Raw genomic sequence first — 13,557 nt, 5'->3', positions numbered from 1 at the left:
AAGGGGCGGGAGGGCATCAGGCTTCGGGTTGGCGACTGGCGGGTCATCATGGATGACTAGGGGAATATCCTGGCCTTATTGGACACAGGTCCGCGCGGCGCGCATTTGTGATTGAAATGGCATGACATGAACGAGATGGTGACAATCGCCCGTGATGAGTACGACCGTCTGCAGGCGGCGGCGGAAGATTTGGCCAATCTTCAGGCCTATGACCGCGCCAAGGCTGCTCTGGTAGCTGGGGAACAGGAGTTGATCCCCTCTGACCATGTGAATCGTCTGCTGAATGGGGAAAACCCCCAGCGTGTTTACCGTGATCTTCGCTGTATGACCCAGACGATTCTTGCCGAAAAGGCTGGTGTGAACCGCGTAACGGTCGCCGAGATCGCGACCGGTCGGAAACAGGGATCAATCAGCACCCTCCGCGCCTTGGCAGATCCCTTGGAGATAACACTGGACGACCTAGTGGAGTAAAGTCGGCTCAATGTCGACTTTCGCCCTCAAGGCTGTGTCGCCCGGGTTCTTCCCAGAAACGGTCATTCGCCTTCGTCGCAGCGACACGGTTTTGCTCATTATTACCGCCGATGCATGCTTGATCTTAGGCCCGCAATCAAAGCGGCGTAAGACTTGGCAGGTGTCGACACATGCGCGCCCTCACTACATACGCATCAACTAAACATCAAACATCATCCGCCCCGTTAAGATAGCCGATGACCGCCGCGCAGAGACGGCGGTGAAGATCATCTAAATCCCGCTCGCCCAACCGGATCGCCCTGCCGACCAGACCCTGAGACAAGCTGATCAGGTCGAAGGCCTTCTTCTCTGGCTGAGGAACGACGCCTCGCTCGGCCAATGCGGCAGAAACGATCCCTAGCAATTCGGCCTTGAGCACCTGCGTCTCCTGATCCAGTGGCAATCCGGCCTCGGCGCGTTCGAGTTCTTCGGCAAGGGTAGGCCGGCGCAGGTGATGCGCGATGCTGGCGCGGGTTAAGATGGCCACAGCCTCCTTCAGCTCCTCGCCCGAAGCTAGCTTGGCGGCAGCGCGGAAATCCGCGAGCATTTCGCGGCGCATATTGCGGATCAGGCCGGCGAGGATAGCCTCCTTGTTTGGGAAGTACTGATAGAGCGAGCCGATGGAGACGCCGGCCCGCTCAGCAACCAGATTGGTGGTCAGAGAACCGGCGCCACCCGTTTCCAGAATGCGAGCCGCCGCCTCCAGAATCGCTTCGCAGGTTGCGCGGGATCGTTGCTGGCGCGGGTGTTTTCGGGGCGAAAGCGGTGTCGACAAGCTGGCATCCAATGCGAGTGGCGAGCGGAGGATTTCGCCCGCATATTCGTCCTGCAGAAACAATCCCGCAAGAGATGCTGAGGGTGGTGGACCGGATGAGTGCCAAGTTTGATCTGAAAGGCCGCAAGATGCTTCTGACCGGGGCGACGCGTGGGATCGGGTTGATGCTTACGCGGGATCTGGCCGGGCGCGGTGCCACGGTGCTGGCGGTCGCGCGGGACGCAGATGGGCTGGAGAGGTTGCGGCAATCAGAGAGAGCGGTGGCCGGTATCCGCGCCGTTGATCTCGCGTCGAACGGGACGGCCCTCGCCGTGAGGGACTGGGTGACCAGCGAGCATCCTGATTGCAGCGTCCTGATCAATAATGCAGCGATTATGCTGCATGATGACCTGACCGAAGGCGCGTCCCGGCATATGGATCATATCGCGGTCGAAATCGCCACCAATCTGACCGCACCGTTACAGCTTTCCGTGGCGATGCTGCCGCTTCTGGCGCGGAACGGTCCGGCGGCGATCCTGAATGTCACATCGGGTCTCGCCATCGCGCCAAAGCGTCGGGCGGCCGTCTATTGCACGACAAAAGCCGGCTTGCGCAGTTTCACCCGGTCGCTGCGGGACCAGTGTCGGCATCAGGGTCTGCCGGTTCAGGTCAGCGAAGTGGTGATGACGCTGGTGGACACCACGCTTACGAAGGCCGAGGCAAGACGCAAATATCCCCCTGAAAGCGCGGCGCGCGATCTGCTGGATGGTCTCGAACGCGGCCTGGACGAGATATGGATCGAGAAGACGCGACTGTTGCGAATGGTTCACCGCCTGTCGCCCGCACTCGCCTATCGCATCATGCGCGACACTTAGGCAGTCCGCCGCGCCGCAATGGTTCGCGGCGCCCTAATGGCCGCAGCCCGCACGATTGCTACACGGAGTCACTTCTGAAGAATGTAGCCACGCTTTAGACGTGGCTTGTCGCATGCTCCTCTGAGGATACATATTGTCTATGAAGCAACCTCACAGGCACATAAACCATCCCGACCTGATCAGACGCCTGAAACGCGCCGACCCTATTTCCAGCCGTTTGTTTTTTCCACAGGTGGTTGCCCTGAAACGCATCGGGCTAATGACGATAGCTGCTGGCCTATAATCTGGAAATCCTGATCTCGCCCGTTCGGGCCGCCGCGCTGCTGACTGTGGTGAGTTTCAACAATCTGTTTGCGGAAGCAGTGGTCGTCTTCTTTTTCGCGGCGGCATTGGTCATCAGTGTAGCTGTCGCGCCGCTCACACCGGGCCCGGTGCGCGGAATTCTGGCAATCAACCTCACCGCAGAGTAGCTGCGGGTACGATGGCGATCATCAACACGAAGGTGATTGTAAAGGTGAGCGTCGGGCCGGATGGCGCTCAGGCCGCCTGGGCGCTCGGTGCCGCCAGTGCCGCAACGTCGTACTGCTCCCTTCCTTCGCCCTGCTGCGGCCTCTCACGGGGTTGATTCCGGATCCGGCGATTGGCTGTCGCGCCGTAGCATCGGGCTCAGCGCAGCGATCCCAAGCGCCGGCCCGATCGCCATCAGCGCCAATGCGACGGGCCAGCCCAGCCATCCGGCCAGCACCGGCGTAGCCTGAACGGTAAAGATGGTCAGCCCGAAGCCGAGCGCCGTCTGCATGGTCATAAGGCTACCGGCAACCTCGGGTGGGGCTGCATCAGCGATCATGGCCGAGAACTGGGCGCTGTCCGGGATCACCATAGCGCCCCAGATCAGGATCACCAGCATGCTCAGCCAAACCGGACCGCCGAAGCTGAGCGCCGTGGCAAGCGCCATGCTGCCCGATCCAAGCATCGCCCCGGCCGAAACCGGTGCCTTGCCGATCCGGTCAGCCAGCCGCCCCGCCGGCGCGCACAGCATCGCGCCAATGGCAATGGCCAGAAAGGCGGTCATGGCGGCCAGCGATTTGGCCTGATCTTCTGGCAGGCGTCGGGCGAAGCCGACCGCTGCCGCCGCGCCGATCCAGCCCCACATGGCATAAAGCTCCCACATATGGCCGAGATAACCGCCCGTAGCGCTGCGTATCCGCCGATCCGTCCACATGAGCACGATGGAACGCGCTGAAAAAGTCGACGCCCGCGCATGATACGGGCCCAGCCTCAGCATAAAGCTGCCCGCCGCTGCCAGGAGCGAGGCAATGGATGCCGCCGCCACGACCGGGCGCCATGCCGTCCCGCCCATCCAGGCGAACAGATAGGGCATCGCAGATCCCAGTGTGAGCGCGCCAACCAGCAATCCGACCAGAAACCCGCGGTCGCGGACGCTCCATCCTACGGCGATCTTCATCGCGGGCGGGTAGATCCCGGCAAACCCTGCACCCGCCGCAACTCGCAACGCGATGGCCGCATCCGATCCAAGAGGCACGGCGAACAACCCTGCCGTCACGAGCGCGTTCATCAGCGCCGCGCAGGCCATGACTCCGCGTGGATCGAAACGATCAGACAGGCCCAAACCAGCCGAGATCAACGCCCCGACCACAAAGCCCGCCTGCACTCCCGCGGTGAGCAGAGCTTGCCGCCCGGGCCCGAAGCCACCCTCTTGCGCCATGTCTGACAGCACAGCTGCAGTCGCAAACCAAGGCGACATGCCGCAGACCACGACGAAGCATAGGACAGCGAGGGCGGTGCGTTTTCTCATATCCGACAATTACGCCTGATGTTGTGATTTGAAAATGACGGCTTGTATCGCCGTTAAATTGAATCTGCGCTTCGAGTGCATACCCCGAGAATGTGTCCTTCCGGTTGGAGCTTGACCGTGATCTATGGCGACGGTTCGGGTGATTGGCAGGGTCGTGGAAAAAGCCGAACCCAATGGCCTCCCCGGCTGACTATCCGATGCAGTCCATCCGGCGCGACGCGCGTTCAACGAGACGGTCGCGGGGGCAATGCTGTGGCGTGACCCTGGTCCCGGTTACCCACGACGGCTATCATCCACTTTTCTGCTCCTGCCCCCGCCCACTGTTATTCATCTTGATGTTGTCCTATTCATGTCGAAACGATTCAGGACAGACAATGCGAACTCATTTTGCAGCTCTCACCGCCCTCGCGATCACTACTGGATGTACGGTCGGTTCCGGTGCCGTCGTCAAAGGTGCCGGGCCTGATGACCTGCTAAAGCTTCGTGAAGGTCCCGGACTCAACTACAGGATCATAGTCGGGCTGCCAGACGGAACACCGCTTACCCGTCAGAACTGCGTGACAAATAGCGGCAAGGTCTGGTGCAAGGTCTCCCTCACCGACATGCCCGGCATCTCGGGTTACGTTTCAGCAGATTATCTCGCGCATCGCTGACAGTGCTCGGCCCGTGAACGGGCATTAAAATAAGGTCACAAGGACCTCTTAAAGCGGTCATCTATTGCTTATGCAGAGAAGGGCGATTAACGGGTCTGCGCTGCATCGCGCTTCAAGCAGGGCTATCTCAACTGATAAAGGCGGGCGACGTTCTCCAGCCCGCCAAGGGCGAACTGATAAAGATGTTCAACGATCTCATCCTGCGTTCCGCTGAACAGGTTCTTACTCAGGGGCGAGTTGATTTGACCGAGTAAAAGGAACACCGCACAAGGAGCGGCAACGGAAGGAAGGCACCGCCAGAGTGCGGGATCGTCGACGGGAATTGATGTAATCTCGCTCAGAACGGACTGCAGAATCTCCAGCTTGGGAAAAATCTCATCGCGTTGAAGAACCTGAATATGTGTCGTAGGCGAAAGAACCTCGCGCCCTAAAACAACCATTGGCCAATGCGCTTCGGCCGTCGCACGCGCGATCATCAAGGCGATAACCTTTTTCAGCTTATCACGCGCCGGCAGGTCGCTTTTGGCGAGTTCTTCTAACTCCTTGCGATCAACGACACGGCGATGTGCCTCAGCCAAAACTGCCTGATACAGACCGTCACGATTGCCAAAATGATAATTTATGGAGGCAAGGTCCACCCCTGCCTCCGCTGCGATCAGTGTGTTAGTTGCTTCCATCCGTCCGCGCGCGGCAATCAGCTGACCTGCCGCATCCAGAATGCGGTTGCGGGTAGCCTCTCCATCGGCTCTTTGCGGACGTTCGCGCTTTACCACGGGCTTATCTGCATCCATTGGCGACCATTTCTTGCCAGTGCGGCTTTGCATATCAGAACACAACGCGACTCGACATAAAAGTCATTTTAGATTAAATTATATTTAAATTAAGAAGCCGCAGCGGACAACCATGCGATTGAACAGCCCAGAGAAAGACGTGCCATGAAGAAGATTATTCTCCTCCTTGTTCTTGCTGGTGCGGCAGCGGGAGGTTCGTATTGGTGGAGCCAACGCGAAACGACGCAAGCGGATGAACTTACCTTTTATGGCAATGTCGATATCCGTCAGGTGGCACTTGCTTTTGAAGGGTCCGGGCGCATCCTGGCAATCAATGTCGAAGAAGGAGACCGCGTCACCTCCGGGCAAGTCCTCGGGGTTCTCGATACGCAGACTCTGGAACTGCAGGCAAAGGCGCAGGAAGCGACTGTCGAAGCACAGCGGCAGGCACTCCTGAAACTCCGCAATGGTTCGCGCCCGGAGGAGATTGCTCAGGCGCGCGCACAGCTCGCCTCCGCTGAAGCATCGTCTTTGCTTGCCGAACAGGAATTGTCGCGTGCGACGCGGCTTTGGGACTCGCGAAGTGGTGCCGCCAGCCAACAAAGCGTCGACGAAGCGGAGGCTAAATCACAGGCAGCCAAGGCCGCAGTCGACCAGGCAGAAGCGGCCCTGGAGATGGCTGAGGCGGGTGCCAGACCGGAAGACATATCCGCCGCCGCCGCACAGCTTCAGGCTGCGAAAGCCAGTCTGGAACTTCTGCGCCATCAGATCGGGCAAGGCCAGTTGCGCGCACCGGCTGATGCCGTTGTCCGGTCGCGGCTGCGCGAACCTGGCGACATGATTACGGCGCAATCACCGGTCTTCTCACTGGCGCTGACGCAGCCCAAATGGGTACGCATCTATGTGAGCGAAACAGATTTGGGCCACATCCAGCCGGGCATTGACGCGCGTGTCATCACGGACACATTCCCCGACGAACCGGTTACCGGCAAGGTTGGCTATATGTCGTCGGTTGCTGAGTTCACGCCCAAATCCGTTCAGACTGAGGATCTGCGCACCAATCTCGTCTACGAGGTTCATGTGATTGTCGAGGATGAAGAGGACAGGCTGCGCCTCGGTCAGCCCGCCACTGTAGAGATCATCTCCGGTTCCAGCTCATGAATGCGACGGTTGCCCAAGTATCCGGGCTGCATAAGGCTTTCGACGGGCCTGACGGCGGCAAAGTTATGGCACTGGACGATCTTTCACTGACTATCAGGACCGGTCAGCTGACCGCCCTTGTCGGCCCTGACGGCGCGGGAAAAACCACACTCATGCGGATATTTGCCGGGCTTTTGAAGCCGGATAACGGGACCGCTGAGGTTCTGGGTATTAACGTCGCGCGGCATCCGCAGGCCGTTCAGGACCGTATCAGCTATATGCCGCAGCGCTTTGGCCTTTATGAAGATCTGAGCGTGCAGGAAAACCTTGATCTCTATGCCGACCTTCACGGTGTGCCTTCTGCAGAACGTCGCGATCGTTTCGCGCGCATGCTGGAAATGACCGATATGGCCCGCTTCACCGAACGCCCCGCCGGTAAGCTGTCCGGCGGCATGAAGCAAAAGCTGGGGCTCGCCTGTACACTGGTCCGCTCGCCGGACCTTCTGCTGCTGGATGAGCCAAGCGTCGGCGTAGACCCTCTGTCGCGGCGTGACCTCTGGAGAATAGTGCAGCAACTGGTGGATGAGGAGCGTCTGAGCGTTATCGTCAGTACGGCCTATATGGATGAGGCGGAGCGCTGCGCGCAGGTCTTCGTCATGAGTGATGGCCGCCTTCTGGCGCAAGGGTCGCCGGATACCCTGCGCCGTGACGCGGCTGGCCTGACATTTACCGCCATACCGCCGCAGGAAATGCCTGCAAGGGATCTACAGGCGCGCCTGATCGATGCGCCGGAACTGATCCTTGATGCGGTGCCTCAGGGAGGCAATGTCAGATTCATATGTCAGAGAGGCGCGAGTGAGGACGCGCTGAGAACCCTGGTCGGTGATGCACCGTTTGAACCCCGCGCAGAAGAGCTTGAGGACGCCTTCATGATGCTGCTCCGGCAGCACCAGAAAGATGAACCCGGCATTGACCCTTCGACTGACACCGAGGGAAAATCCGACACGCTGTCCAAAGGCAAAAGCGATGATCGTGTGATTACCGTTCGTGACCTCGTGCGCAAATTTGGTGACTTCACAGCCGTAGCCAGCACATCCTTTGACGTGAAAAGAGGCGAGATATTCGGCCTGCTCGGCCCTAACGGTGCTGGAAAAACCACAACCTTCCGCATGTTATGCGGTCTTTTACCTGCAACAAGCGGAGAATTGCAGGTGGCTGGCCGCAATCTGCGTACGGCCAGAGCGCAAGCCAGAGCCCGCATCGGCTATGTGTCACAGAAGTTTGCACTGTACGGCAACCTGACCGTCCGCGAAAATCTGGAGTTTTTCGCCGGAGCTTACGGCCTTCGCGGCCCAAAGAGACAGGCGCGCATAGCCGCGTCCATTGAACAGTTTGATCTGGACCTTTCGGCAAAAGCCGGCCTTCTGCCTGCGGGCTATAAGCAGCGTCTGGCCATGGCAACAGGCCTGCTGCATGAGCCGGAAATTCTGTTTCTGGATGAGCCGACCAGCGGCATTGATCCGCTCGCCCGCCGGGCCTTCTGGCGTACCATTACCATGCTGGCGCAAAGCGGCGTGACCATCATCGTCACCACACATTTCATGGAGGAGGCAGAGTATTGCGACCGCATTGCAATTCAGGATGCGGGACAAATGCTTGCCGTCGGCACACCGCGTCAGGTGCGTGAAATGGCAGGCGATGCCAGCGCAAAGGATATGAACAGCGCCTTCATCGCTATTGTAGAGCAGGGCCGTGCACGGCGCGAAACAAGGGACAGGGCCGCATGATCGCATCCGGCTTTACATCGCGGCTTTTCGCACTGACACGGAAGGAAACGCGCCAGATGCTGCGCGACCGCTCCAACCTGACCGTTGGTCTGCTGCTGCCCGTCATGCTGATCCTGCTGTTCGGTTACGGCCTGTCGTTCGATGTGAAGGACGCACGCATTGCCATTGTTCTTGAAGACAGCTCTCCGGCAACGCTCAACGCCGTTGCAGGCCTTGCGGGCTCGCCCTATCTCAGCCCGATCTGGGGTCATTCCATCGTTGATGCCGAGGCAATGATCCGCGCCGGTGAGGCAGACGCCATTTTGCGCGTCCCCGACGACTTCACCCGTAACCTTGTTGCCGGAAATGGCCAGTTACAACTCATCCTGAATGGTGTCGATTCCAACACGGCACAATCGATCGAAGGATATGCAACCGCGGCCATCGCCAATGCCCTGGAACATCTTTCGGACCGCTCAGACAAGCGTTTCGCCGGTGGCTCCAGCGTGGTCATGGTGCCGCGTACCTGGTTCAACGAAGCAGGGACAAGCACATGGTTTCTGGTCCCCGGTCTGATTGTACTGGTGATGACACTGATTGGCGCGTTTCTGACCTCCCTTCTCATCGCGAGAGAGTGGGAAAGGGGCACGCTTGAATCCCTTTTCGTGACACCTGTACGCCCTCTGGAACTGGTTCTTTCCAAACTTGCTCCCTATGTCGTGATCGGCGCGATTGATCTGGTTATGTGTCTTCTCGCCGCCCGCTACCTGTTTGACGTCCCGATACGCGGGTCATTGTGGATCATCGTCGTATCATCGCTTCTCTATCTGCTGGTCTCGCTTAGCTTGGGGCTTTTTATTTCCGGTGTTACCCGCAACCAGTTCGCTGCCAGCCAGATGGCCCTGCTTGCCAGTTTTATGCCCGCGATGATGTTGTCCGGCTTTGTTTTCGACCTGCGTAATGTGCCGCTTGTCGTGCAGGGTATCAGTCAGATTTTACCCGCCACGCATTTTATGTCGCTTATCAAAACACTTTTTCTGGCAGGGGACTACTGGCCTTCGATCTGGAAAAACTGCGCGGTTCTGGCGCTCTACGCTGTCATTCTGATTGCGCTGACGCGTCGTCTTCTTGCCAAGAAGCTAGAATAATCAATGCAGGCCATCATTATCTACGTCACTCAGACGGTTTCGCTCATACGCAAGGAAATGCTGGCCATCCTGAAGGACCCGGCGAGCCGCGCGCTGCTGTTCGCACCGGCACTGATGCAGGCGCTTTTGTTCGGCTATGGCGCAACCTATGATCTGACCAATGCACCCTATGCTGTTCTGAATCAGAGCGGAGGCGCCGCCTCGCGTGAAATTCTGGCCCGCATTGACGGAACAGGCGTTTTCCAGCGGATTGCGACCCTGACCGGATCAGAACAGATTGCAGAGCAGATCGACAGCGGCAATGCCCTGCTGGTCATCACCTTTCAGTCCGACTTTGAAGCGAAGCTGGCGGCCTCGGAAGCTGCACCCGTACAGGTGATTTTTGACGGACGAAACTCATCAACCGCCGGTGCGGCTTCAGCGCAGATTTCTGCGATCATCGCTTCCTATAATGCATCGCTTGGCGTTTCCTCGCCGCTCGTCATCATGCGCCGGGCATGGTTCAATCCCAACTACGAGTCCCGCTGGAATCTAATGCCGGCACTGATCGCCTCGCTCAGTCTGTTGCAGACCCTGATGCTTGCCGCTTTATCCGTGGCCAGGGAGCGCGAGCAAGGAACATTTGACCAACTGCTTGTCACGCCGATGACGCCGTTGCAAATTCTTATCGGCAAAGCGCTGCCCTCCATTCTGGTCGGGCTGATACAATCAACGATCATCTTCCTGATTATTCTGTTCTGGTTCGGCATCCCGATCAGCGGTCCGGTCTGGCTCCTCTATCTGGGTCTTGTCACCTTTACGACTGCCGCGGTTGGGATCGGGCTGTCTATTTCCGCCATCTCACTGACCATGCAGCAGGCCATGCTTTATACGTTCATGACCATCATGCCGCTTATGCTGCTGTCTGGGCTGCTGACACCGGTGCGTAACATGCCGCAGATTCTGCAGGCTGTCACTTTCGTCAACCCACTGCGCTTTGGCATTGATATCGTGCGCCGCGTTTATCTTGAAGGTGCGACATTTCAAGATGTGGCCCTTAGTTTCATCCCCCTCCTATGCATCGCCGCTGTCACCCTGCCACTGGCAGCGTGGCTGTTCCGTAACAGGCTTGGTTAGAATGGTGAGCAACAATTGATCGAAAATGCTGAGGTCGCTGCCCCCCTCAAAGCCCTGAGCATGCGCTGCTCGGGAACGCGTTCTCCATCCTTCGAGATCAAGCAGCGGTCCGACAGGGCGTCTGCGCTCCGCCTGCTCTGCCCGATCAGGGCCGCGTTGCAGCTCGACGGCCTGAAGGAACGGACAACCGTGAGCTGCGGCTTCCACCATCCGTCGGCATGAGCGCGCATTATCTAAGACGACCGAACCCGACTTGATCACCCTCCCCGGCGACGCTGTATTCAGGCGGTTTTGTAACGAGGAAACCATATGTTTCGAGTTCGCTTGACAGAGCGGTCCGTCAAAGCCGCGCAGCCGCGCAGCAAGGATTACGAGATCTTCGATTCCGAGGCGCTGGGTATGGCCATCCGGATCTACGCCTCCGGAAATCGCGCCTTCACCTTCGCCTATCGCCATCACGGCCGGCAGCGCCGCTTCACCCTCGGTCGCTGGCCGGAATGGTCGGTGACCGCCGCGCGGGATCGCGTCAGGGATCTGCGCCGTCAGCTCGATGCCGGGATCGATCCCTTGGAGGAACGCGAAACCGCCCGAACCGCCCCACGCATCTCCGATCTGGTGACCCGCTTCATCGAGGAGCATCTGCCGAGCCTCGCAGCGCGGAATGCATCGGATCAGAAATCCATGCTGGAGCAGTTTGTACTGCCGGTCTGGCGCAACCGTCTGGTCAGCGAGATCACCCCCACGGATGTTGATACCCTGCTGCGCAGCGTCGCGCAGGGCCGCGCCCGCAAGCGCAAAACACCAAAGAAAGGCGAGGCGGCGCCGCGCCCCACCCCGGTTCGAGCCAATCGCTGCGGCGAGATGCTGCGCAAGATGTTCAATCTGGCGATCAAATGGAAAATGATCACCGAAAACCCGGCGCAGCATTTCTTCAAACGTCCGGAAACGGAGCGCGACCGCTTCCTGTCGCCGGACGAGTTGTCGGCGCTGGCCACAGCGCTGTCGGCAACCGAGGACCGGCGCAGCGCGGCCATCGTGCGCATGTGCCTGCTGACCGGCGCGCGGCTGGGAGAGGTGCGCGAGGCACGGTTTGAAGACTTCGATCTGGACAATGCCGCATGGACGAAACAGGCGGCTTACACCAAGCAGCGCCGGGTGCATCGGGTGCCACTATCGCTGGACGCCGTGGCGCTGATCCGGGCGCGTCAGGAGGAGTTGGGCATCCGTAAGGGCTGGGTGTTTCCCGGCGACGCGCCGGACAAGCCGGTGCAGGATCTGCGCCGGTTCTGGCACCGGACGCTTCGGGAGGCAGGTCTGGAGGATATCCGCCTGCACGATCTACGCCATACCTTTGCGTCATTGTTGATCAATCGCGGCTCGTCGCTGGAGATGATCGGCGCCCTGCTCGGCCACACCCAGGCGAAAACCACCAAGCGTTACGCTCATCTCATGGACTCGCCCCTGCGGGAAGGCGTGAACGACGTTGCCGGCTTCCTGCGCCCGCGACTGCGCGTGGTCGATTGATTGGCTGATCTGCCAGAAGGTCGCGGTGACCCGCACCGATCTTCTTTCGGATCGTAGAGAGGTCGGGTGGCTCTGTGACGCGCTCCATGAACCAGGATTCGCATTCGCGTACCGACTCGGATGCGGGTTCCGGCAGGCCACGCCGATAAATGCGGCGTCCACGAAACGCCAAATGCCGCCCCAGTCGTGTTTACTGCTGCTGCCCGGCTTCAAGGGCAGCGTGGATCGGGGCATACAGCGCCGTCTGGCGGTGATCCCCTTTAACCGCACCATCCCCGTTGAGGAGCGCATCGCGGATATAGGCAAACGCATCGCCGCGGAGGAAGCCGACCTGCTGCTGGCGTGGACGGTCCAAGACGCAGTGCTCGCGGCATTCACGACGCTCTGATTCGGTCGGGCTCCAATCTGTCAACCTCTTCCGGGTCCTCCGGCGGGGGAATGTGTATGCGGCGGGCGTAAGCGCGCAAGATCACCAGTTCGCAGCGATTTTTTTGGGTTCGCATCCGGGGTTCGCGGGTTCGCAGGTTCGCACCCTGCGCGCCTGACAATCGTTGGCCCGGCAGTTCCCGGCATTTTGCATGGCGTGGAAAACCCACGACCAGTGGCTCTTACCAAATAAGACAAGCCAACACCGGCTTTATGTCGCATCTCTCTCCATGATCCACTCGACCTCCGGCGCGGGGACGAAGCGCCAGTTTCTGCGTGGGCCGGCCATGACGTTGAGGTAGTACATCTCGAAGCCGTAGGGGGCGCCGCAGGGGTGGTGGCCTCGGGGGACGCAGACGACATCGCCGTCGTGGACGGCCATGGTTTCGTCGAGGCTGCCGTCATCGGTATAGACCCGTTGTACCGCCCAGCCATTGGCGGGGTTCAGGCGGTGGTAATAGGTTTCTTCCAGATAGGTGATGCGGGGAAAGTCGTCCTCGTCATGGCGGTGGCTGGGATAGCTGGACCAGTGGCCTGCGGGAGTGAAGACCTCGGTCACCAGCAGGCTGTCGCAGTAGTCTTCGGCCTCCATGGCGATGTTGTTGATATGGCGGGTGTTGGTACCCTTCCCACGCTCGGTCAGGGTGATGCCGTCGGGGCCGATCCGGCGGGCCTCATGGCCGCCGCGACCGGGGGCGGAGCAAACCGCGATGACGCAATCGGTGAGTGCTTCGGCCTGCCATTGCAGGCCGTTCGGGACATAGAGACAATGCGGCGGGGTCTTTTCGAACACATCCATCCGGTCGCCCAATTCGCCCCAATCCTGACCGGCGGCCTCGATCCGGGCCTTGCCTTCGACCATGACCAGAATGACCTCGCGATCCCCGGTCAGATCGCCGGCGCGGTCGCCCGCGCGCAGGCGGTGCAGCGAGAACCCGACATAGCGCCAGCCAGCATCCTGGGGTGTGATGCGATGCACCTCGCCGCGTGTGCCGAAGGGTTTGTGCAGAAGATGGCTCATAGCGTTTCCTTTCTCAAACTCAGCGCCGCCGCCACATG

Annotated in this window: 14 protein-coding genes; 10 read left to right on the top strand and 4 right to left on the bottom strand. The window is 59.7% G+C overall.

What is annotated here, in order from left to right:
- Positions 1 to 126: 126 nt before the first annotated feature.
- On the top strand, positions 127 to 471 hold the full coding sequence (locus PAF12_RS14630; protein WP_271107732.1) for a helix-turn-helix transcriptional regulator: 345 nt from the start codon (positions 127 to 129) through the stop codon (positions 469 to 471).
- A gap of 205 nt (positions 472 to 676) precedes the next feature.
- Here PAF12_RS14630 and PAF12_RS14625 read toward each other — a convergent pair whose 3' ends face one another.
- The gene (locus PAF12_RS14625; RefSeq protein WP_271107730.1) at positions 677 to 1,348 is read right to left on the bottom strand and encodes a TetR/AcrR family transcriptional regulator; all 672 of its coding nucleotides are present in this window, start codon (positions 1,346 to 1,348) and stop codon (positions 677 to 679) included.
- A 32-nt stretch (positions 1,349 to 1,380) separates the two neighbouring features.
- Here PAF12_RS14625 and PAF12_RS14620 point away from each other — a divergent pair, with 32 nt between their 5' ends.
- Positions 1,381 to 2,139 (top strand): SDR family oxidoreductase, encoded by a 759-nt coding sequence (locus PAF12_RS14620; RefSeq protein ID WP_271107729.1) that lies wholly within the window; start codon positions 1,381 to 1,383, stop codon positions 2,137 to 2,139.
- Positions 2,140 to 2,471: 332 nt separating this feature from the next.
- Entirely contained in the window at positions 2,472 to 2,609 is a 138-nt protein-coding gene (locus tag PAF12_RS14615; protein WP_271107728.1) for a hypothetical protein, read from the top strand.
- Positions 2,610 to 2,752: 143 nt separating this feature from the next.
- Here the strand turns inward: PAF12_RS14615 and PAF12_RS14610 are convergent, their stop codons facing one another.
- A complete protein-coding gene (locus PAF12_RS14610) occupies positions 2,753 to 3,955 on the bottom strand; it encodes an MFS transporter (RefSeq protein ID WP_271107727.1) in 1,203 nt (400 codons plus the stop codon).
- A gap of 374 nt (positions 3,956 to 4,329) precedes the next feature.
- On the opposite strand from PAF12_RS14610, the gene PAF12_RS14605 reads away from it, so the two are divergent.
- On the top strand, positions 4,330 to 4,608 hold the full coding sequence (locus tag PAF12_RS14605) for an SH3 domain-containing protein (protein WP_271107726.1): 279 nt from the start codon (positions 4,330 to 4,332) through the stop codon (positions 4,606 to 4,608).
- Positions 4,609 to 4,730: 122 nt separating this feature from the next.
- On the opposite strand, the gene PAF12_RS14600 is transcribed toward PAF12_RS14605, so the two are convergent.
- Positions 4,731 to 5,432, bottom strand: a complete 702-nt coding sequence (locus PAF12_RS14600; RefSeq protein WP_271107724.1) for a TetR/AcrR family transcriptional regulator — start codon at positions 5,430 to 5,432, stop codon at positions 4,731 to 4,733.
- A 111-nt stretch (positions 5,433 to 5,543) separates the two neighbouring features.
- Here PAF12_RS14600 and PAF12_RS14595 point away from each other — a divergent pair, with 111 nt between their 5' ends.
- The 6 genes from PAF12_RS14595 (at position 5,544) to PAF12_RS14570 (ending at position 12,460) form a co-directional block, all read left to right on the top strand.
- Positions 5,544 to 6,539, top strand: coding sequence for an HlyD family efflux transporter periplasmic adaptor subunit (locus PAF12_RS14595; protein WP_271107723.1), 996 nt, complete (start codon positions 5,544 to 5,546; stop codon positions 6,537 to 6,539).
- A gap of 65 nt (positions 6,540 to 6,604) precedes the next feature.
- On the top strand, positions 6,605 to 8,305 hold the full coding sequence (locus PAF12_RS14590; protein WP_271107722.1) for an ATP-binding cassette domain-containing protein: 1,701 nt from the start codon (positions 6,605 to 6,607) through the stop codon (positions 8,303 to 8,305).
- On the top strand, positions 8,302 to 9,432 hold the full coding sequence (locus PAF12_RS14585) for an ABC transporter permease (protein ID WP_271107721.1): 1,131 nt from the start codon (positions 8,302 to 8,304) through the stop codon (positions 9,430 to 9,432). The genes PAF12_RS14590 and PAF12_RS14585 overlap by 4 nt, the downstream gene beginning before the upstream one ends.
- A gap of 3 nt (positions 9,433 to 9,435) precedes the next feature.
- Positions 9,436 to 10,548, top strand: coding sequence for an ABC transporter permease (locus tag PAF12_RS14580; RefSeq protein ID WP_271107720.1), 1,113 nt, complete (start codon positions 9,436 to 9,438; stop codon positions 10,546 to 10,548).
- A 309-nt stretch (positions 10,549 to 10,857) separates the two neighbouring features.
- Positions 10,858 to 12,072 (top strand): site-specific integrase, encoded by a 1,215-nt coding sequence (locus PAF12_RS14575; protein WP_271107719.1) that lies wholly within the window; start codon positions 10,858 to 10,860, stop codon positions 12,070 to 12,072.
- A 172-nt stretch (positions 12,073 to 12,244) separates the two neighbouring features.
- On the top strand, positions 12,245 to 12,460 hold the full coding sequence (locus tag PAF12_RS14570; RefSeq protein ID WP_271107718.1) for a hypothetical protein: 216 nt from the start codon (positions 12,245 to 12,247) through the stop codon (positions 12,458 to 12,460).
- Positions 12,461 to 12,709: 249 nt separating this feature from the next.
- Here the strand turns inward: PAF12_RS14570 and iolB are convergent, their stop codons facing one another.
- Positions 12,710 to 13,519, bottom strand: coding sequence for a 5-deoxy-glucuronate isomerase (gene iolB, locus PAF12_RS14565; protein ID WP_271107717.1), 810 nt, complete (start codon positions 13,517 to 13,519; stop codon positions 12,710 to 12,712).
- Positions 13,520 to 13,557: the final 38 nt, after the last annotated feature.

The sequence above is a fragment of the Paracoccus sp. SCSIO 75233 genome, assembly GCF_027912675.1.
Lineage (GTDB): Bacteria > Pseudomonadota > Alphaproteobacteria > Rhodobacterales > Rhodobacteraceae > Paracoccus.
Note: the sequence above shows the minus strand (reverse complement) of the source record. Positions and strands in the feature narration are given on the sequence as shown.